Here is a 20,226-nt window from a genome sequence, read left to right as displayed (position 1 = left end):
TCCTTCAACATAACGTTGAATTCCGCAGTGTGGAAGAGGCGGAAGGAAACGGCAGAGCGGAACAGAGCGGCAGAGAGGGGTCCGGGTGTCAGACGACCGATGGAGCGAAGGGCGGGGCGTGCGTCAGGGCGAACTCATCCTGCGCTCGACGCGTGTCATCACTCCCGAAGGGTCGCGCGCCGCCTCGGTCGCGGTCGCCGCGGGCAGGATCACGGACGTACTGCCGTACGACGCCGAGGTGCCCCCCGGAGCGCGGCTGGAGGACTTCGGCGACCACGTCCTGCTGCCCGGCCTCGTCGACACCCACGTGCACGTCAACGACCCGGGCCGCACGGAGTGGGAGGGCTTCTGGACCGCCACGCGCGCCGCGGCGGCCGGTGGCATCACGACGCTGATCGACATGCCCCTCAACTCCCTTCCGCCGACCACGACGGTCGACCATCTTCGTACCAAGAAGGACGTCGCCCGGTCCAAGGCACACATCGACGTCGGCTTCTGGGGCGGGGCCCTGCCCGACAACGTCAAGGACCTGCGACCGCTGCACGACGCCGGAGTCTTCGGCTTCAAGGCGTTCCTGTCGCCCTCCGGAGTGGACGAGTTCCCCGAGCTGGACCAGGAGCAACTCGCCCGTTCGCTGGCCGAGATCGCCGGGTTCGGCGGCCTGCTGATCGTGCACGCCGAGGACCCGCACCAGCTTGCCGCCGCCCCTCAGAGGAGCGGCGGCACCTACGCCGACTTCCTCGCCTCCAGGCCGCGCGACGCCGAGAACACCGCCATCGCCCAGCTCATCGCGCAGGCAGAGCGCCTTCACGCGCGCGTGCACGTGCTGCACCTCTCGTCCAGCGACGCGCTTCCTCTCATCGCCGCCGCCAAGCAGGAGGGCGTACGGCTGACTGTCGAGTCCTGTCCGCACTACCTCACGCTCACGGCCGAGGAAGTCCCGGACGGGGCGAGCGAGTTCAAGTGCTGCCCGCCGATCCGTGAGGCGGCCAACCAGGACGCGCTGTGGCAGGGCCTGATCGACGGCACGATCGACTGCATCGTGTCCGACCACTCGCCCTCCACCGCCGACCTCAAGACCGCCGACTTCGCCACCGCCTGGGGCGGCATCTCCTCGCTCCAGCTGGGCCTTTCGGCGATCTGGACGGAAGCGCGCAGACGGGGCCGGTCCCTCGAGGACGTCGTCCGCTGGATGTCCGCGCGCCCCGCCGAGCTGGCCGGACTCTCCCAGAAGGGCGCCATCGAGGCCGGCCGCGACGCCGACTTCGCGGTCCTCGCGCCCGACGAGACCTTCACCGTCGACCCCGCCGCGCTGCACCACCGCAACCGGGTCACGGCGTACGCGGGCCGGACCCTGCACGGCGTCGTCAAGTCCACCTGGCTGCGCGGCGAACGCATCGTGGCCGACGGCGAGTTCGGTGAACCCGCCGGCCGACTTCTCGAGAGGAACAACTGATCACCGTGACGGCGCAGCAGCAATCCCCTTTGGCTCGTTTCACCGGCGACGCGAGCCCGTACGGGGGCGGCGACCCGTACGCGGACTACCGCACCGCCGACTTCCCCTTCACGCGGTACGCCAACCTCGCCGACCGCCGGCTCGGTGCCGGTGTCATCGCCGCCAACGACGAGTTCTTCGCGCAGCGCGAGAATCTGCTCGTGCCCGAGCGTGCCGAGTTCGACCCCGAGCGCTTCGGGCACAAGGGCAAGATCATGGACGGCTGGGAGACACGGCGCCGCCGGGGCGCCTCCGCAGAGCATCCCTGGCCCACGGCCGAGGACCACGACTGGGCGCTCGTACGCCTCGGCGCCCCCGGTGTCGTACGCGGCATCGTCGTCGACACCGCGCACTTCCGCGGCAACTATCCGCAGGCGGTGTCGGTCGAGGGCGTGTCGGTGCCGGGGTCTCCGTCGCCGGAGGAGTTGCTGTCGGACGACGTGAAGTGGACGACTCTCGTGCCCCGTACGGCCGTTGGCGGCCACGCGGCCAATGGCTTCGACGTCGCCCTGGAGCAGCGGTTCACGCATCTGCGCGTCAACCAGCATCCCGACGGCGGCATCGCCCGACTCCGCGTGTACGGCGAGGTCGTGCCGGACCCCGAGTGGCTGTCCGTGCTCGGCACCTTCGACGTCGTGGCCCTGGAGAACGGCGGCCAGGCCGAGGACGCGTCCAACCTCTTCTACTCGCCCGCCACCAACACCATCCAGCCCGGCCGTTCCCGGAAGATGGACGACAGCTGGGAGACGCGTCGGCGTCGTGACACCGGCCACGACTGGATTCGCTACCGGCTTGTCGCTCGGTCCGAGATCCGGGCGATCGAGATCGATACGGCGTATCTGAAGGGCAATTCGGCCGGGTGGGCTTCGGTGTCGGTGAGGGACACCGAGAGCGCCAGCGGTGGCAGCGGCGACTGGGTCGAGGTCCTGCCCCGGACCCGCCTCCAGCCGGATACGAACCATCGCTTCGTCCTGTCCGTACCGGTCGTGGGTACGCACGCGCGCGTGGACATCTTCCCGGATGGGGGGATCTCGCGGCTGCGGCTGTTCGGGGCGCTGACGGAGGAGGGGGTTGCGGGGTTGCGGGGGCGGCTTCGGGAAGTGGGGGGCTGAGGCGGGGGCGATGAACCCCCTGTCAGCCCGACGCCGCGCACACGAGTCCACGGACCGATGAGTTGCGGGCGCAGGAGCGGTCTGAGCTGATGACAGAGACAACACCTCCCTCCAAGGAAGGCAGTCATCATGGGCAAGCTCAGTCTCACCAGCTTCGTCACCCTCGACGGCGTCATGCAGGCGCCAGGCGGTCCCAACGAGGACACACGCGACGGGTTCGAGCACGGCGGCTGGAGCGTTCCGTACGGCGATGAGGACTTCGGACGGTTCATCGACGAGGTCTTCGCCCGGGCGGGCGCGTTCCTGCTCGGGCGACGTACGTACGAGATCTTCGCCGCGCACTGGCCCAGGGTCACCGACCCGGCCGACCCGGTCGCGGGCAAGCTCAACTCCCTGCCCAAGTACGTCGCCTCGTCGACCCTGACGCAGGCCGGCTGGGCCGGTACCACGGTCGTCCGCGGAGACCTCGCCAAGGAGGTCACCGCGATCAAGGAGAACACCGACGGGGAGCTCCAGGTCCACGGCAGCGGCGACCTCGCCCAGTCCCTGCTCGCACTCGACCTCGTCGACACCGTGCATCTGCTGACCTTCCCGGTCGTGCTCGGCACGGGCCGCCGTCTCTTCGCCGAAGGCGCCGTACCGACCGCGTTCACTCACACCGAGGCGCGCATCACGAGCACGGGTGTCGCCATCCACACGTATGAGCTGGCAGGGCGTCCGGAGTACGGCTCGTACGAGCTGCCGACGGAGACTGCGTAGGGCCGATGTGCCGGCGGCGCGGCAGGTTAACTCCCGGAAAAATCATGCGACTTGCCGGGCGAAATTGTCGCCGTTGACATTGACATGCCAGCGTCTACGCGCGTCATGCTAGGAGCCATGAGATTCCCCCCACGCAGCACTCGCATCGGCGCTCTGGTCGCCCTCACATCCGCCCTGCTCATCGGCGGCGCCGCCACGGTCCCCGCGAACGCGGCGCCGGCCGCCGTCGGCAACGTCTGTTACAGCGCACTGCCGTCCCAGGCGCACGACACGCTCGACCTGATCGAGTCGGGCGGCCCCTTCCCCTTCCCCCAGGACGGCACCGTCTTCCAGAACCGCGAAGGCATCCTTCCTGACCAGAACACCGGCTACTACCACGAGTACACGGTGATCACGCCCGGCTCCGACGACCGCGGTGCACGCCGCATCGTCACGGGTGAGGAGCAGCAGGAGGACTACTACACGGCGGACCACTACGAGTCGTTCCGGCTGGTCAACTACAGCTGCTGACCAGCAGCCGCCCCCCGTGCGGCTGCTGGTCACCGCTGCCGGTCACCCGGATTTCAGGCTCTCGGCGACTGCGAACAGTGCGATCGACAGCACCAGTTGCGCGATGCTCGCGTAGATCTCGTAGCCGTCGAGGAAGTCGAGCCGTTGTATGAGGCCGATGTCCCAGTCGGTGAACTCGTGGATCAGGCCGACCGCGCCCTGCAGGAAGGCGATCGCGCCGAGAAACTCCAGAACCTGCTTCATGGCAGGATCCTCGCCCCGCGGACCCCCCACGTTCATCGGCCGCGGGGCGAGGTATGTCCGACGGAAGTCTGGAGTCCGGGCGGAGGGGGCGCGTCGAAAGTCTTCGGTGGTGCGACTTTGGTCGGCGATCGTGCACAGAGGGGCGATGCGGGTGGCCGTTGATGCGTAGATTTGCCGACCGTGAGCGGTAACGAGCGCGCGTCGGGGGCGGGACCGGGAGCGGTAGGGACAGGAGCGGCGGGGCTGACACCGGAGCCGGGGGCCGCCCCGTTACCACTGCCCGGGCGGCGCTGGCTGCCCTCGGCGGTCGCCGTCGAGATCGACCCCGACCGGGTGGCGCGTGTCGGGCGGACGGGACGGCCACGGCGTACCGTGCGGGACTGGGTCGTGGACTTCGCCGCCTTCCTGCTGGCCGTGATTGTCGGCCTGCTCGGTGCTGACACCCTGTCCCAGGCCCCTGACCTCCCGTACGCGCTGGAAGTCGCCGACCAGTGGGTCGGTGCGTTTGCCTGTGCCGCGGTCTGGCTGCGCCGCCGCTGGCCGGCCGGCCTCGCCGCGGCCATGGTTCCCGTCAGCTTCGTCTCGACCACGGCGGGCGGGGTGGGCCTGGTCGCGCTGTTCACGCTGGCCGTGCACCGGCCCTTCAAGTACGTCGCCTGGGTCGGCGGTGTCAACGCCGCGCTGCTTCCGCTCTTCTACTATGTGCGGCCCGAGCCCGATCTCGACTACGTCGCGTCGGTGCTCCTCGGGTGGGTGCTCACCGCCGCGATCGTCGGCTGGGGCATGTTCGTCCGCTCCCGCCGCCAGCTCCTGCTGAGCCTGCGGGATCGCGCGCGGCGGGCCGAGACGGAGGCCGCGCTCCGTGCCGAGCAGGCGCAGCGGCTGGCCCGGGAGGGGATCGCTCGCGAGATGCACGACGTACTGGCCCATCGGCTGACGTTGCTGAGCGTGCATGCGGGGGCGTTGGAGTTCCGGCCCGACGCGCCTCGGGAGGAGGTGGCTCGGGCTGCCGGGGTCATCCGGGAGAGTGCGCACGAGGCGTTGCAGGACCTGCGGGAGATCATCGGGGTGTTGCGGGCCGGGCCCGGCGGTGCGGAGTCGGGGGAGCCCGGGCGGCCTCAGCCGACGCTCGGGGCGCTGGAGGCGCTGGTCTCCGAGTCGCGTGAAGCCGGGATGAAGGTGAGCCTCGACAACCGCGTTGACGATGCCGCCGCTGTGCCCGCCTCCGTGGGGCGTACCGCGTACCGGATCGCCCAGGAGGGGCTGACCAATGCGCGCAAGCATGCGCCCGGGGCGGAGGTGACGGTGTCCGTTTCGGGGGCGGCGGGTTCGGGACTCACCGTGTCCGTACGCAATCCGGCTCCGCCGGGGGAGGTGCCGCTGGTGCCCGGGTCCGGGCAGGGGTTGATCGGGTTGACGGAGCGGGCGATGCTGGCGGGGGGCCGGCTTTCGCATGGGCCGGTGGGGGACGGGGGTTTCGAGGTGTCGGCCTGGTTGCCCTGGGCGTCGGGCGGCTAGGTGAACGCATTTTGCCCGCTGAACGCACCCCGGCCCAACACCCCCATAGGCGCCCCCACTTCATGATTACGTGAGGTCCATGACTCCGATCCGTCTGCTCCTCGTCGACGATGACCCGCTGGTTCGCGCCGGGCTGGCCTTCATGATGGGCGGTGCCGATGATCTGGAAATCGTGGGGGAGGCCGCCGACGGGAGCGAGGTGGAGGAACTCGTCGAGCGGACCCGCCCCGATGTGGTGCTCATGGACATCCGGATGCCGACCGTGGACGGACTCGCCGCCACGGAACGGCTCAGGGGGCGTGAGGATGCGCCGCAAGTCGTCGTGCTGACGACCTTTCACGCCGACGAGCAGGTCCTGAGGGCCCTGCGAGCGGGTGCCGCCGGATTCGTCCTCAAGGACACTCCACCGGCGGACATCCTCGAGGCCGTACGCCGTGTCGCGGCCGGCGACCCCGTGCTTTCCCCCACGGTCACCCGCCAGTTGATGGAGCACGCCGCCGGTGGTGGCCTGGACACCCGGCGCACGACGGCCCGTACCCGCATCGCCGCACTCAACGACCGCGAACGCGAGGTGGCCGTCGCCGTCGGACAGGGGCACTCGAACGCCGAGATCGCCCGCGAGCTGTTCATGAGCGTCGCCACCGTCAAGACACACGTGTCCCGCATCCTCGCCAAGCTCGACCTCAACAACCGAGTACAGATCGCGCTGTTGACGTACGACGCGGGCCTCCTGGAGGGCGACGAGCACTGAGCGCCGGGAGCGGCCGGCACAGCGGACTGGCCGAAGTCCCGTGCGGTACCGCGCCCCTTCAGGGGCGCGGGGCTGTGACCTGTGCGGCTCCGCCGCGCGGGCGCCCAACAACAGACGGCCCGCAGCCTTCGAACCGCCTCTCCAGCGGAGCGTTCAGTCCCGGCCTGGGATCTCCGCCAAGGACACCAACCGGCGCTCGTGCCGCGAGAGTTCGCAGGCCTCGGCGATGCGCAGCGCGTGCAGCGCCTCGCGGCCGTCGCACGGGTTGGCCCGCTCCCCGCGCACGACCTCGACGAAGGCGTGCAGCTCCGCCTCGTACGCGGGCGCGAAGCGCTCCAGGAAACCGGTCCACGGCTTGGTCGCGGGCGGCGGCCCGGTCGGTTCGGTGGAGCCGATCGGCGTGCGGTCGTCCAGGCCGACGCCGATCTGGTCCAGCTCACCGGCCAGTTCCATACGTACGTCGTATCCGGCACCGTTCATCCGGGTCGCCGTCGCCGTGGCGAGCGTGCCGTCGTCCAGGGTCAGGACGGCCGCGGCGGTGTCGATGTCGCGCGCCTCGCGGAACATCGCCGGCCCGGCGTCCGAGCCCATCGCGTACACCTGGGTGACCTCATGGCCGGTGACCCAGCGCAGGATGTCGAAGTCGTGCACAAGACAGTCCCGGTACAGGCCGCCCGACAGCGGGATATACGCGACCGGGGGCGGCGTCTGGTCCGACGTCATCGCCCGCACGGTGTGCAGCCGCCCGAGGCTGCCCGAGCGCACCGCCTCGCGTGCGGCCGTGTAGCCCGCGTCGAAGCGGCGCTGGAAGCCCATCTGCAGGATCGTTCCGGCCGCCTCGACCTCGGCGAGTGCCTCGAGCGTGCCCGGCAGATCGACGGCGATGGGCTTCTCGCAGAACACCGGGAGCCCCGCGCGTGCTGCCCGACCGATCAGTTCGGCGTGTGCCGACGTGGCCGTGGTGATGACGACGGCGTCCACGCCCCAGGTGAAGATCTCTTCGACGCCGGGAGCGGCCGTGGCGCCCAGGCGGTCCGCGAGCGCACGGGCCCGGGCGGTGTCCGCATCAGTGACGATGAGAGAGCCACCGACCTCACGATGGCGACTGAGAGCAGTCGCGTGGAATGTGCCGATACGACCCGTTCCGATAAGTCCGATGCGCATGGAAACAACCTGCGGCTGGAACCAGCCCTCTGTCAAGCTTTGTCCTGACAATCGAACTTCACAACTTCCCGTCATCATTCACCAGAGCTACGCTCGCCCCGTGCCCAAACCAGAAGTGGATCCGACCGTGACGCTCCAGCTCAGCGTCGACCGGAGCAGTCCGGTGCCGCTGTACTTCCAGCTGTCCCAACAGCTCGAGGCGGCGATCGAGCACGGCGCGCTCACGCCCGGCAGCCTCCTCGGCAACGAGATCGAGCTCGCCGCGCGGCTCGGCCTGTCCCGGCCGACGGTCCGCCAGGCCATCCAGTCCCTCGTCGACAAGGGCCTCCTCGTACGCCGCCGCGGCGTCGGCACCCAGGTCGTACACAGCCAGGTCAAGCGCCCCCTGGAACTCAGCAGCCTGTACGACGACCTGGAGGCGGCCGGCCAGCGCCCCGCCACCCGGGTCCTCGTCAACACCGTCGTCCCCGCATCGGCCGAGATCGCTGCCGCCCTCGCGGTCGCCGAGGGCAGCGACGTACACCGGGTGGAACGGCTGCGCCTGGCCCACGGCGAGCCGATGGCGTACCTCTGCAACTTCCTGCCGCCCGGCCTCCTCGACCTGGACAGCTCCCAGCTGGAGGCCACCGGCCTGTACCGCCTGATGCGAGCCGCGGGCATCACCCTGCACAGCGCCCGCCAGACGGTAGGAGCCCGAGCCGCCACCATCGTGGAGGCGGACCGCCTGGGCGAACCCGAAGGCGCCCCCCTCCTTACGATGCAGCGCACGACGTTCGACGACACGGGCCGGGCGGTCGAATACGGCACCCACACGTACCGGGCGTCGCGCTACTCGTTCGAGTTCCAGCTACTGGTACGCCCGTGAGTTCCCCTTTTCCCGCGGGCGGTGCGCGGGCGCCCCTAATCGGCGGCTCCGCCGCGATGGGGGTCCCCCCGCTCATGGGGGTCCCCCCGCTCGAGCGAAGTCGAGAGTGGGGGAGAAGCCGAGAGTGGGGGAGCGACCAGCCACGACGCACCGTGACCTGGTAATCGGCCTGCAGTTTCCGGGCGGTACCGAGCGAAGCGAAGGGGCTCCCTGTGCAAGTCGGCGCCCTCGTGCGGCAGAATCGGCGCGATGAGCACCTACCGCGACCTCGCCCTCGCACACCGCGGCTCCGCAAGGGCCACCGTCCTGCGGACCGTCGGCACGCGTGAGCGCCGATCGCATCTGACGGCTCCCCGCGTTCCCACCGTCGGCATCGACATCGGCGGTACGAAGGTGATGGCGGGTGTCGTCGACGCGGACGGCAACATCCTCGAGAAGGTCCGCACCGAGACACCCGACAAGTCCAAGAGCCCCAAGGTCGTCGAGGACACCATCGTCGAGCTGGTCCTGGACCTCTCCGACCGGCACGACGTGCACGCCGTCGGCATCGGTGCGGCCGGCTGGGTCGACGCCGACCGCAACCGCGTCCTGTTCGCGCCCCATCTGTCATGGCGCAACGAGCCTCTGAGGGACCGCATCTCCGGCCGCCTCGCCGTCCCCGTCCTCGTCGACAATGACGCCAACGCCGCCGCCTGGTCCGAGTGGCGCTTCGGAGCGGGCCGCGGCGAGGACCATCTGGTCATGATCACGCTGGGTACCGGTATCGGCGGCGCGATACTGGAGGACGGCCAGGTCAAGCGCGGAAAGTTCGGTGTGGCGGGCGAGTTCGGCCATATGCAGGTCGTACCCGGCGGCCACCGATGCCCCTGCGGCAACCGCGGCTGCTGGGAGCAGTACAGCTCCGGCAACGCGCTGGTGCGCGAGGCCCGGGAACTTGCCGCCGCCGACTCCCCGGTGGCGTACGGCATCATCGAGCACGTCAAGGGCAACATCTCCGAGATCACGGGCCCGATGATCACCGAACTGGCCCGCGAGGGCGACGCGATGTGCGTCGAGCTGCTCCAGGACATCGGCCAGTGGCTCGGCGTAGGCATCGCGAACCTGGCTGCCGCGCTCGACCCCTCCTGCTTCGTGATCGGCGGCGGTGTCTCGGCGGCCGACGACCTGCTGATCGGCCCCGCGCGGGACGCCTTCCGACGTCATCTGACCGGTCGCGGCTACCGCCCCGAGGCCCGTATCGCCCGCGCCCAGCTCGGCCCCGAGGCCGGCATGGTCGGCGCCGCCGATCTCGCCCGGCTCGTCGCCCGCCGCTTCCGGCGTGCCAATCGGCGCCGGGTGGAGCGCTATGAGCGATACGAGCGGTATGTGCAGTCGCGCCGTACGACACAGGGGTCGCTGTGACGGCCACCTCGCTGCCCCAGCAGACGCCGTCGCCCCACGAGCCGCGCCCGCCCGAGGGCCGGGGCCACATGATCCGCCGCCGTGCGCTGACGCTGCTGATCATCGTGCTGCTGATCGGTATCCCGGCCGGCTATCTGGTGATCTCCGCCAACCAGAGTCGCGACAGCGGCAGGAACAAGGAGGAGAAGTACGCCGCGAGGGGCCTCACCCCTGACTGGCCCTCGCGTGTCCAGCGCCGTCTCTACCATGTGCCGATCCCGCCGGGCTCGAAAAAGGTCGCGTACTACGAGACGAACAACTGGAGGACCAGTCGGCTGTACGCCCAGTTCCGCACCAGCGACGACGGCCTCGACACGTTCCTCAAGAGCATCGGAACCAGCCGCGCCGCCCTGGAGAAGGACGACTTCCCCATCAGCGCCCGCCACCGGAACATCGTCGACTGGGACTTCACGGGACCCGGCCCCTGGTCGGGCCTCACTCGCGCGCGGACGAACCCGACCCCCACGCTGGACATGGTCGTGAACTGGTCGAAGCCAGGCCGTCCCATGGTGTTCGTGGTCTCCAGAACGACGCCCTGACCCTCCTGACCTTCTGGTTCGGCCGCCGGGCCCGATTGTCAGACCCGGCCCGTACAGTCGAAAACGAGTGATCCGACTGGTCCGACTGGTCCGACGACGAGTGTTCTGACCGGTCGGGGCGGTCTGACTGGGGTGAGGGAGGTGGCCGGGAGCATGAGTGTGGGGGAAGTCGAGGGGCGCGTGGGCGAAGCCGCGCGGACCGCGGTGCCGGTTCGGCTCGCTGCCGTCTTTCTGCCTGCCGGACTGCCGCGGGACGGGCGGATCGCCTTCTGGGACCCGGACGGTGGGGGACTGCCGGAGGGTGAGCGGACCGAGCTGACGGTCGTACGGCGGCACGGCGCGGGAATCAGGCGGGGACCGGCGCCCGCACTGAGCCTCACGGTCGGCGAGGCGCTGCCCTTGCTCGTACGGGCGAGGCGGGACTCCGCGGCACATCCCGCCACGGCGTGCTGGGGCGCCGCCGCACTGCACGCGCTGCGGCTCCTCGCGCGTGGGCGACTGCTGCCCGGACTGACGCGGGACGGCCACGACGCCTGGCGCGCGGGACCGCTGGATCCGGACGACATCGCCCACTTGAGGGCGATGGCCGCGGCCCTCCCGTACGAGGGACATGCCGTCCCCCTGCCTGGCCGGAGCCCCCTCCAGCTGCCCGACCCGGAAGCGCTGATGCGCGCCTTCCTCGACGCAGTGGCCGACACCCTGCCGCGCACCGAGGCCGCGCCGTACGCCGTCGGGAAACCCTTCGCCGCGCGCGAGCCGCAGCGGCTGCCGGGCGCCCGGGACTGGGCGGCGGAGGTCGCCGCGGGCATGGACGCGGGCGTACGGATCTCGCTACGCCTGGACCTGTCCGCGTACGACCTCTTCGACGACAGCGACACCGACGACGGCGAGGCCGCGCGGCGGGCGGGCGCGGCCGTCGTCCAGGTGCACAGCCTCGCCGACCCCACCCTCGTCGTCGACGCCGCGGCACTGTGGGCCGGCGAGGCCGACGCGACGTTCGGGCCACGCGCGCGCGTGGACGCGGCCCTGGCCGTGCGGCGCGCGGCCCGCGTCTGGCCGCCGCTGGACCGGCTGTCGGAACGGCACGTACCGGACGTACTCGCGCTGTCCGAGGACGAGTTGTCCGATCTGCTCGGCGTCGCGGCGACCCGCCTCGGCGCGGCCGGTGTGGCCGTGCACTGGCCTCGCGACCTCGCCCAGGACCTGAGCGCGGCGGCGGTGGTGCGTCCGGCGCCCGGTTCGGCGACGGACGGCACCGGGTTCTTCGAGAGCGAGGAACTGCTCCAGTTCCGCTGGCAGTTGGCGCTCGGCGGCGATCCGCTCAGCGAGGCCGAGATGGACGCGCTGGCCGAGGCACACCGGCCCGTCGTACGGCTGCGGGACCAGTGGGTGCTCGTCGATCCGGCCCTCGTCCGCAAGGCGCGTAAACGCGAGCTGGGTCTGCTCGACCCTGTGGACGCGCTCTCCGCCGCGCTGACCGGCAGCGCGGAGGTCGACGGCGAGACGGTCGAGGCGGTGCCCGTCGGCGCGCTGGCCGCGCTGCGTGACCGGCTGACGGCGGGGGTGCGGCCCGCCGAGCCGCCCGCAGGTCTGACGGCGCGGCTGCGGGACTACCAGCTGCGCGGGCTGGCCTGGCTCGACCTGATGACCTCGCTCGGCCTCGGCGGCTGCCTCGCCGACGACATGGGGCTCGGCAAGACCGTCTCCGTCATCGCCCTCCACCTGAAGCGGGCCCGCCGCGAGCCGACCCTCGTGGTCTGCCCGGCCTCGCTGCTCGGCAACTGGCAGCGGGAGATCAACCGGTTCGCCCCCGGCGTCCCCGTCCGCCGCTACCACGGAGCGGGCCGCACACTGGAGGACCTGGACGGCGGATTCGTCCTCACCACGTACGGGACGATGCGGTCGGGGGCGGCCCGGCTCGCCCAGCAGCGGTGGGGCATGGTCGTCGCGGATGAGGCGCAGCACGTCAAGAACCCGTACTCGGCGACCGCGAAGGCCCTGCGGACGATCCCCGCGCCGGCCCGGGTCGCCCTGAGCGGGACCCCCGTGGAGAACAACCTCTCCGAACTCTGGGCCCTGCTCGACTGGACGACCCCCGGACTGCTGGGCCCCCTGAAGTCCTTCCGCGCCCGGCACGCGCGCGCGGTGGAGAACGGCGAGGACGAGGAAGCCGTGGGCCGCCTCGCCCGACTGATCCGCCCCTTCCTCCTCCGCCGCAAGAAGTCGGACCCGGGCATCGTCCCCGAGCTGCCGCCCAAGACGGAGACGGACCACCCGGTCCCGCTCACCCGTGAACAGGCTGCGCTCTATGAGGCGGTGGTGCGCGAGTCGATGCTGGCGATCGAGACGACGGAGGGCATCGCCCGCCGGGGTTTGGTACTGAAGTTGCTGGGTGCGCTGAAGCAGATCTGCGACCATCCCGCGCTGTTCCTGAAGGAGGACGTCCCGCCGAAGACCGGCGACGGGCTCGCCGCCCGGTCCGGCAAACTCGCCCTGCTCGACGAGTTGTTGGACACGCTGCTCGCCGAGGACGGTTCGGCGCTCGTCTTCACGCAGTACGTCGGCATGGCGCGACTGATCACCTCCCACCTCGCGGCCAGGGCGGTACCGGTCGAGCTGTTGCACGGGGGTACGCCGGTGCCCGAGCGCGAACACATGGTGGACCGCTTCCAGAGCGGGGCGACGCCTGTCCTGGTCCTGTCCCTGAAGGCGGCCGGCACGGGCCTGAACCTCACGCGCGCGGGCCATGTCGTCCACTTCGACCGCTGGTGGAACCCTGCCGTCGAGGAACAGGCCACCGACCGCGCCTACCGCATCGGCCAGACCCAGCCCGTCCAGGTCCACCGCCTCATCACCGAGGGCACGGTAGAAGACCGCATCGCCGAAATGCTCGCCTCGAAGCGGGCGCTGGCCGACGCGATCCTGGGTTCCGGCGAGGCCTCCCTCACCGAACTGACCGACCGCGAGCTGTCGGACCTGGTCTCACTGCGGAGGTCGGCGTGATGTCAGCCGAGCCCAACGCATCGCCAGGGCGCGACAGCTCCGCCGAGAGCAGCACGGCCGCCGAGCCGGGCCCGTCCGTGCAGCCGCCGCACGGAGGTGTTCGGCCGGACCCGTCGAGCTCATCCGGTGATGCCCGGCCTGCCGATGTGGCCCGCCGTGCCCTGTGGGCCGCGCGGCGTGGCGAGGCCGGGAACGCCGGGGTCGCCCCGGAGGAGGACGATTCCGCCGCGCCTCAGACGCGACCGGCAGCACGGGGAACGGAGCAGGCAGCCGCCGGGACGACCGCCGACCGGCGGCGGACGGAACCGCATGAACCCCGTCCGGGTGACGTGGCGCGTGAGGCTTTGCGAGGCGCGACCAGTCGGGGCGAGGGCGCCGCGGCTCACGCGGAAGGCGGGGCAGCGACGTCCCCGCCGACCGGCGACGGGGTGCCCGGAGCGGCGGGAGCCGAGGGCACCGTGCGCTCCGGGGAGACGTCCGAGCCGTCGGCCGTCGGCCGTCCCGACGCCGGTGGTCGGCCCGGCAGCGGCAGGGCGTCCGGTACGCCGCGTCCCGGTGACGTGGCCCGCGAGGCGCTGCGCGCCGCGCGATCCGCAGGGAGCCGGACTGCTCGCACGGCCGCAGGGGCCAAGGGAGTTGGTGGTCCGAGTCGCCCCGTTGACGCGAGGAGGACACCTGCCCCCGAACCGTCGCCGAGCACCGCCAGCCGTCGCGCCGCGGCTCAGGCTCCGGAATTGGCCGACTGGTTGAGCGACGCCTCCGAAGCGCCGCCGTGGCCGGCCGGACAGGCCCGGACGACGAGGCCTGACGAATCACGCGGCACCACACCCTCGCCAACGACTCCGGAGGCCGCTCCTGCGCCCACCGAGCGACAGTCCCCACCCAGGGCGGCACCCGCGTCCGCTGTCGGTTCCGTGGGCCGAGGTGCCCGTACGCGACCCACGGGGCCCCAGACCGACGCGGACGCTTCGTCGTCCCCTTCCACCTCCGTGCCCGGCGGAGCCCTCCAGCCGCACGCCACGCCCCCATCCCGGCCCATGGCCTCCCCAGCCCACGGCACCGACCTGCGCCGTACCTTCCCCGCCCTGCCGCCGCGGCCCCCAGGTTGGGACAGGTTCGCCGAGACCTGGTGGGGCAACGCCTGGGTGCGGGCGTTGGAGGAGGCCGCGCTGGACCCGGCGCGGCTTGCGCGCGGGCGGGTGTACGCGGGGCAGGGACACGTGGATGCCGTGACCGTCACGCCGGGGCTCGTGCTCGCGTATGTGCACGGGAGCCGGCCGCGGCCGTACCGGGTGCAGATCCGGATGCGTACGCTCGCTGACGAGGACTGGGAGCGGTTCCTGGAAGCCGCCGCCGAACGGCCGGGGCACATCGCGGCGTTGCTCGACAAGGACATGCCCCAGTCGCTCGCCGAGTGCGGGGTCGAGCTGCTGCCCGGCCCCGGAGATCTCGAACCGCACTGCAGCTGCCCCGACTACGGCCACCCCTGCAAGCACGCGGCCGCCCTCTGCTATCAGACGGCACGGCTGCTGGACGAAGACCCCTTCGTGCTGCTCCTGCTGCGCGGCCGAGGCGAGCGCGAGCTGCTGGACGCGCTGTCGCGCCGCAACGCCGCCCTGGCCGCCCGCTCGGCCCACGCAGGCCAGGAAGGCCGGGAAGGCAAAGAACCCGAACTCCCCGGCGTACGAGCCCGTGACGCCCTGGCGCCCCGCCAACTCCCGCCTCTGCCCGAGCCGTTGCCCCCGCCCGCACACCCGGGGCAGCCGCCCTCCTATCCGGCGGCCCCCGGCGGCCCGGACCCGTTCGCCCTCGATCAGCTGGCAACCGACGCGGCCACCCGAGCGCACGCGCTGCTCACGACAGGCCGTGACCCGGCAGCGGAGCTGACCCTCTGGCAGGACGCCGTCCGCCTCGCCGCCGCCCGCCCCGGCTCCGGCCTCACTGCCACGACCCGCGCCCTGTACGCGTCCCTGGCCTCCGCCGCCGGCCGCACCGCCGCCGACCTGGCACGCGCGGTCGCCGCCTGGCGCCAGGGCGGACTCGAAGGGCTCGCCGTCCTCGAGGAACCCTGGGACCCGCCGGCGGGTCGTTTCGACCGCGCCCGCCCCCTCCTCCTGGCCGCCGACTTCCCGGCCTTCCGCCCCTGGCACAACCACCTCACCCACCCTCGCGGCCACATACAGCTCCGCCTCGGTCACGACGGCCTCTGGTACGCGTACGAATCGGAACCGGGCCACGACGACTGGTGGCCCCGAGGCACCCCCGACCTCGACCCGGTCGGCGCCCTCACCGGCCTGGGCTCACCGACCGACCCATGACGCCAAGACCCATGACGACCAACGAGGCCAGTCCCAACCCCAAACCTGTGTGAGACGAGGAGCTCCCGCGCACCGGCTGAACCAGCCGACACCACGAAGCCCCCGGAAGTCAGTCCTCTGAGCTCGCCATCTGCCGGCGCGCGGCTTCCCAGTGCATGCGGATCACCGCGTACGTCTCGCCGTCCCTGAGCAGCCGGATTCCAGGAGTCCGAGGGCGATGAGTCTCGCCGCGGCTGCCGGTCTGTATCTCCAACACACGATCAACCGCACTCGAGGAGAGCATCATGGCCGCTACCTACACGTTCGACGTCTTTTCCAGCCTCGACGGCTTCGGCGCCGCCAGTGGCAACTGGACCGGCTACTGGGGCAAGCAAGGTCCCGAGCTGCTCGACCACCGCCTCGCCCTGTACCGCGAGGAGCAGCGGATGGTCTTCGGCGCCAACACGTATCGGGCGTTCGCACGGATGCTGGCCTCGAGCACCGAAGGGTCCGAGGTGCGTGATCCATGGGTCACCCGGATGAGGAGCCTGCCGGCAACGGTGGTGTCGACCACACTGGAAGGAGCTCTCGACTGGCCGGACGCCAACGTCGTGAGCGGTGACGCCGTCGACGTCGTCGCCCGGCTCAAGGAGGAGTCCGAGGTGCCGTTGCGCTCGCACGGCAGCCTGTCGATGAACCGGGCACTGATGGCCGCCGGTCTGGTCGACCGTGTCCAGGTGACGCTCTTCCCTGTGGTCACCGGTCAGACCGGGCTGGACCCGATCTTTCAGGGGGCGGCCGACTTCGACCTCGAGCTGATCGAGAGCCGGACGCTCGACGGCCACATCCAAGAGCTCATCTACCGGCCCACCCTGCATGTCTGAGTCCGGCCATGCACCCCACCGCGTCAAGCAGCCGGCTCGGCGATGACGCCTGCTTCCTGAGCCGCGAGCACGACCACATCGATCCCGGTCCCGGTCCGGCTGCGCCCGGCCGGATCATCGACCATGCCGGAACCGACCACGGCGGGAAGGCCTCCGTACAGATCGGTCTCCGAGCAGATCGGCCTCCGTACAGATCGGTCTCCGAGCAGATCGGCCTCGGTCCAGATCGACCTCGGTACAGATCGGCCTCCGCATCCGCTGGAACTGCGCATGACGCGGCGGAGACGCCGGTCACCACTGGCCGATGGCCGGCGCGTCGGGTTCGTGCTGCCGCCACATCCCGGTGAGGCGGGCGAGCCGTTCCGCGGCGCCGAAGCCGTGCAACGCCGCCACCTTGCCGTCGCTGATCTCGAACGCCGCGGCGCCCACGATCCGGTCCTCGAGCACGAGGAGCACGGCGGGCCAGCCGTTGACCTGCCCGATGTGAATCGTGGGCGAGCCGCCCACCAGGCGCCGCTTCGCGGGAGTGGGTTTCAATGCGGTCCGCATCACGGCGGCGACGCGCTCGGGGGTCTCGTAGCGCCACAGCGTCCTGGAGAGGCCCGCGCCGTCGGAGATCGCCGTCGCGTCGTCGGTGAGGAGCGCCACCAGACGTTCGGTACGACCAGAGGACGCGGCGGCGAGGAACTCCTCGAGGACCTTGCGCGCGGACGCCGGGTCGACCTCACCGCCGCCGCGGCGCGCGGCTGCGACCCGGCGCCGGGCCCGGTGGACGTGCTGCTGGCTCGCGGACTCCGAGATGTCGAGGATCCCGGCGATCTCGGAGTGGGGGTAGGAGAACGCCTCGCGCAGGACGTAGACGGCCCGTTCGACCGGCGAGAGCCGCTCCATCAGGGTCAGGACGGCGAGCGACACCGATTCGCGCTGCTCGAAGGTGTCGGCCGGGCCGAGCATCGGGTCGCCGTCGAGAAGCGGCTCGGGCATCCAGGCGCCGGCCGCCCGTTCGCGGCGCACCGGTGCCGAGCGGAGCCGGTCCAGGCACAGGTTGGTGACGACTTTGGTCAGCCACGCCTCCGGCACCTCGATCCGCTCCCGGTCGGCGGCGTGCCAGCGCAGGTACGCGTCCTGCACGATGTCCTCGGCGTCTGCTGCCGAGCCGAGCAGACGGTACGCGAGCGAGGCCAGCCGTGCCCGGCCGGCCTCGAAGCGATCAACGGTGCTCTCCATGCAGACGACCTTATGCGGCAGCGTTCTCGGGCGCGGTGGCAACGGCCGTGGTGCCGGCAGCCGTCGTGGTGGCGGTCAGGCGGCGCTTGCGCTTCGGCATGCCGAAGGTCGGGTGCGAGACGCCCCACAGGCTGCCCTTGAGGACGCCCGCCTTCAACCGCGCGGCCTTCCGGCCGCCCACGAACCAGGGCTTCGCCCGTACGTCGCCGTCGACCATCTGAAAGATCGCGTCGTACCGCCCGAGGCTGATGTGGTTGCCGATGTAGGTCTTCTTGACGTTCGGAACCCGGCGTCCGGTCAGCCGTGCCACGATCGCGTCCGTCGCCTGCATGTTGGTATGTCCTGCCGAGGCGCAGGACATCGGCAGCGGCCGGCCGTTCGCGCCGATCGCGTACGCGCTGTCGCCCGCGGCGTAGACGTCCGGATGTGAGACCGAGCGCATGGTGTCGTCGACGACGATCCGGCCGTCTTCGGTGACCTGGAGACCGGCGGCGGCCGCGATGGGGTCGACGGCGAACCCGGCCGTCCACACGGTCGCGTCGGCCGGGAAGGAGGTGCCGTCCGCACCGACCGCGTACGTCGCCCCGACGGCTTCGATGCCGGTGTGCTCGTGGACGGTGATGCCCAGCCGGTCGAAGGCCTCCCGCAGGTGGAGCCGGGCCCCCGGGGAGAGCCAGGCTCCCAGCTCACCACGGGCGGCGAGCGCCACGGAAAGACCGGGACGCGACTCGGCGATCTCGGCGGCGGTCTCGATGCCGGTCAGGCCCTCGCCGACGACCAGCACGGTGCCGCCTGAGCCCAGACTGTCCAGGCGTGCGCGCAGCCGCAGCGCCGACGGCCGTCCCGCGACGTCGAAGGCGTGCTCGGCCACACCAGGGACACCGTGGTCGGCGACCCGGCTGCCGAGCGTGTACAGCAGCGTGTCGTACCCGAGCTCGCTGTCTCCGTCCTCGCCGGTCACGGCGACGGTCCTGCGCTCCGGATCCACCGCGGTGACACGCGCCACGCGCAGCCGTGCCCCGGTGCCCGCGAACACGTCGGCGAGCCGCCGGGTCGCGAGTTCCCGGCCCGCCGCGAGCTGATGCATGCGCATCCGCTCGACGAAGACCGGCTCGGCGTTGACGACGGTGATCTCGGTGTCGGCGGGCGAGAGGCGGCGGGCCAGGCTCCCGGCGGCGAAGGCCCCGGCGTAACCGGCGCCGAGGACGAGGATGCGGTGCTTCATGGTGTGCCTCCTGTCTGAATCGCTTGCCCCCTTGAGCGGGACAGCGCAGCGATTCCTGACAGGAGCCGGGTGTGAGGTGGGTCACCGGACGGTGCGGGTGGCTCTCCGCGGGCGCGCCGGAGGCGCGTCCGCAACAGGGGGCGGCATCAACCACACAGCGCCTGCGTACGGCCGGTGAACAAGCCCACACGGTGGTGGGCAGGCCCGCGGCGGCGAACGAGCCCACCGGCGGCGCTGAGCAACCCGCACGCGGCGGTAGGGGCACCCGGTGTCGGGTGCCCCTACCTATGGGGTGGGGAAGGCGTCCTTCCTCAAGGGGGAGTGGAGGTTTCGGCCTTCCCGGGGAGGGAGGAGGAGTCGGTCTCCTGGTATGGAGGAAGGAGACGCGGTCCTCCTGGGGGAGTGACCGTGGGCCGACGGGGGCGGCCGGGTCACTCCTCCCGGTGGTTCGTGTGCCTGGGTCAGTCGTTCGAGCGGTCGGCGGTGACCTTGCCGGAGTCGGGGTTCACGCGCCAGTCGCTGCCGGTGCCGTCGGCGGCGGTGGTGTCGACCTCCCAAGCCTGGTCCGTGCTCTCCTCGTCGAGGTCGACGGAGGTCACCGTGCCCTTGGCGGCGGCCTCGGCGGCCTCCGCGGCGGTCACGGAGCTCCCCTTCAGGGCGGCACGGACCTGCGCGGTCTCGGCGGCATCGTCGCCGTCGTCGTCCTTCTCGGTGTGCGAGCCGCGAACCTTGCCGTTGGCCGGGTCGATCTGGATGCTGTGCCAGGCACCGCCGTTGGTCAGCACGTCGACCTCCCACACGTGGGCCGTGCCCTCGTCGTCCAGGTCGGCCGCGACCGCCGTACCCGTCGTGTGCTTCAGCGCCGCCCTGATCGCGTCGGCGGCCGTGATCTGCCCGGCCTTCGCGTCGGCGGCGTTCTCGGCCTTGTCCTCGGCGTCCTCGTCGGTGGCGCGGGCGGACTGGTCCTCGGCCCTGTCCTGGGCCGTGCCGTCGGCGTTGTCGACGTCGTGGCGGTTGGTGTCGTCGTTCGACACCGTCACGGTTTTCTTCGCCACCGCCTCGTCGTCACCCGTGACCGTGAGGGCGGTCGCGGTGCCGCCGCCGATCAGGGCGACGGCCGCGATGGTGGCGATGACGACGTTGCGCTTCACGGGTTCCTCCAGAATGCGACTGGTTGCGACCAGTAACGGATGT

At 71.4% G+C, this 20,226-nt stretch carries 17 protein-coding genes; 12 read left to right on the top strand and 5 right to left on the bottom strand.

All coding sequences use genetic code 11. The features are described 5' to 3' along the window. Positions 1 to 85: 85 nt before the first annotated feature. The 4 genes from allB to ACGFNK_RS40220 all read left to right on the top strand — a co-directional run bounded on the left by allB (position 86) and on the right by ACGFNK_RS40220 (position 3,876). A complete protein-coding gene (allB, locus tag ACGFNK_RS40235; RefSeq protein ID WP_393424569.1) occupies positions 86 to 1,456 on the top strand; it encodes an allantoinase AllB in 1,371 nt (456 codons plus the stop codon). A 5-nt stretch (positions 1,457 to 1,461) separates the two neighbouring features. Continuing rightward, entirely contained in the window at positions 1,462 to 2,607 is a 1,146-nt protein-coding gene (gene alc, locus ACGFNK_RS40230; protein ID WP_393424566.1) for an allantoicase, read from the top strand. A 129-nt stretch (positions 2,608 to 2,736) separates the two neighbouring features. Then, positions 2,737 to 3,366, top strand: a complete 630-nt coding sequence (locus tag ACGFNK_RS40225; RefSeq protein ID WP_393424563.1) for a dihydrofolate reductase family protein — start codon at positions 2,737 to 2,739, stop codon at positions 3,364 to 3,366. Between the two features lie 117 nt (positions 3,367 to 3,483). Next, a complete protein-coding gene (locus tag ACGFNK_RS40220; protein WP_393424560.1) occupies positions 3,484 to 3,876 on the top strand; it encodes a ribonuclease domain-containing protein in 393 nt (130 codons plus the stop codon). 42 nt (positions 3,877 to 3,918) lie between these two features. Here the strand turns inward: ACGFNK_RS40220 and ACGFNK_RS40215 are convergent, their stop codons facing one another. Beyond that, positions 3,919 to 4,119 (bottom strand): hypothetical protein, encoded by a 201-nt coding sequence (locus tag ACGFNK_RS40215; RefSeq protein ID WP_393424557.1) that lies wholly within the window; start codon positions 4,117 to 4,119, stop codon positions 3,919 to 3,921. Positions 4,120 to 4,362: 243 nt separating this feature from the next. Between ACGFNK_RS40215 and ACGFNK_RS40210 the strand changes: the two genes are divergently transcribed. Together ACGFNK_RS40210 and ACGFNK_RS40205 are read left to right on the top strand one after the other, a co-directional pair. Continuing rightward, positions 4,363 to 5,637, top strand: a complete 1,275-nt coding sequence (locus ACGFNK_RS40210) for a histidine kinase (RefSeq protein WP_393424735.1) — start codon at positions 4,363 to 4,365, stop codon at positions 5,635 to 5,637. Between the two features lie 79 nt (positions 5,638 to 5,716). Beyond that, complete coding sequence (locus ACGFNK_RS40205; protein WP_393424554.1) at positions 5,717 to 6,388, top strand: response regulator; 672 nt, start codon at positions 5,717 to 5,719, stop codon at positions 6,386 to 6,388. A 153-nt stretch (positions 6,389 to 6,541) separates the two neighbouring features. Here ACGFNK_RS40205 and ACGFNK_RS40200 read toward each other — a convergent pair whose 3' ends face one another. Continuing rightward, positions 6,542 to 7,552 (bottom strand): Gfo/Idh/MocA family oxidoreductase, encoded by a 1,011-nt coding sequence (locus ACGFNK_RS40200; RefSeq protein WP_393424551.1) that lies wholly within the window; start codon positions 7,550 to 7,552, stop codon positions 6,542 to 6,544. Between the two features lie 127 nt (positions 7,553 to 7,679). Between ACGFNK_RS40200 and ACGFNK_RS40195 the strand changes: the two genes are divergently transcribed. The 6 genes from ACGFNK_RS40195 to ACGFNK_RS40170 all read left to right on the top strand — a co-directional run bounded on the left by ACGFNK_RS40195 (position 7,680) and on the right by ACGFNK_RS40170 (position 16,580). Continuing rightward, positions 7,680 to 8,417, top strand: a complete 738-nt coding sequence (locus ACGFNK_RS40195; RefSeq protein WP_344387457.1) for a GntR family transcriptional regulator — start codon at positions 7,680 to 7,682, stop codon at positions 8,415 to 8,417. A 249-nt stretch (positions 8,418 to 8,666) separates the two neighbouring features. Then, positions 8,667 to 9,818 carry an ROK family glucokinase gene (locus ACGFNK_RS40190; protein WP_386344997.1) on the top strand — a complete coding sequence of 384 codons (1,152 nt, stop codon included), beginning with the start codon at positions 8,667 to 8,669 and terminating at the stop codon, positions 9,816 to 9,818. Next, positions 9,815 to 10,396: a sugar kinase gene (locus ACGFNK_RS40185; RefSeq protein WP_393424547.1), complete on the top strand. Its 582-nt coding sequence runs from the start codon at positions 9,815 to 9,817 to the stop codon at positions 10,394 to 10,396. Before ACGFNK_RS40190 ends, ACGFNK_RS40185 begins: the two co-directional genes overlap by 4 nt. A 153-nt stretch (positions 10,397 to 10,549) precedes the next feature. After that, entirely contained in the window at positions 10,550 to 13,399 is a 2,850-nt protein-coding gene (locus ACGFNK_RS40180; protein ID WP_393424544.1) for a DEAD/DEAH box helicase, read from the top strand. Then, entirely contained in the window at positions 13,399 to 15,717 is a 2,319-nt protein-coding gene (locus ACGFNK_RS40175) for an SWIM zinc finger family protein (protein ID WP_393424541.1), read from the top strand. Before ACGFNK_RS40180 ends, ACGFNK_RS40175 begins: the two co-directional genes overlap by 1 nt. A gap of 284 nt (positions 15,718 to 16,001) precedes the next feature. Continuing rightward, the gene (locus ACGFNK_RS40170; protein WP_393424538.1) at positions 16,002 to 16,580 is read left to right on the top strand and encodes a dihydrofolate reductase family protein; all 579 of its coding nucleotides are present in this window, start codon (positions 16,002 to 16,004) and stop codon (positions 16,578 to 16,580) included. Between the two features lie 291 nt (positions 16,581 to 16,871). On the opposite strand, the gene ACGFNK_RS40165 is transcribed toward ACGFNK_RS40170, so the two are convergent. The 3 genes from ACGFNK_RS40165 to ACGFNK_RS40155 form a co-directional block, all read right to left on the bottom strand. Beyond that, positions 16,872 to 17,807: a sigma-70 family RNA polymerase sigma factor gene (locus ACGFNK_RS40165; protein WP_393424535.1), complete on the bottom strand. Its 936-nt coding sequence runs from the start codon at positions 17,805 to 17,807 to the stop codon at positions 16,872 to 16,874. 10 nt (positions 17,808 to 17,817) lie between these two features. Continuing rightward, positions 17,818 to 19,032: an NAD(P)/FAD-dependent oxidoreductase gene (locus ACGFNK_RS40160; RefSeq protein WP_393424532.1), complete on the bottom strand. Its 1,215-nt coding sequence runs from the start codon at positions 19,030 to 19,032 to the stop codon at positions 17,818 to 17,820. A 461-nt stretch (positions 19,033 to 19,493) separates the two neighbouring features. Beyond that, positions 19,494 to 20,183 (bottom strand): PepSY domain-containing protein, encoded by a 690-nt coding sequence (locus tag ACGFNK_RS40155; RefSeq protein ID WP_393424529.1) that lies wholly within the window; start codon positions 20,181 to 20,183, stop codon positions 19,494 to 19,496. Positions 20,184 to 20,226: the final 43 nt, after the last annotated feature.

The organism is Streptomyces sp. NPDC048825 (genome assembly GCF_043198355.1).
Lineage (GTDB): Bacteria > Actinomycetota > Actinomycetes > Streptomycetales > Streptomycetaceae > Streptomyces > Streptomyces xiangluensis.
Note: the sequence above shows the minus strand (reverse complement) of the source record. Positions and strands in the feature narration are given on the sequence as shown.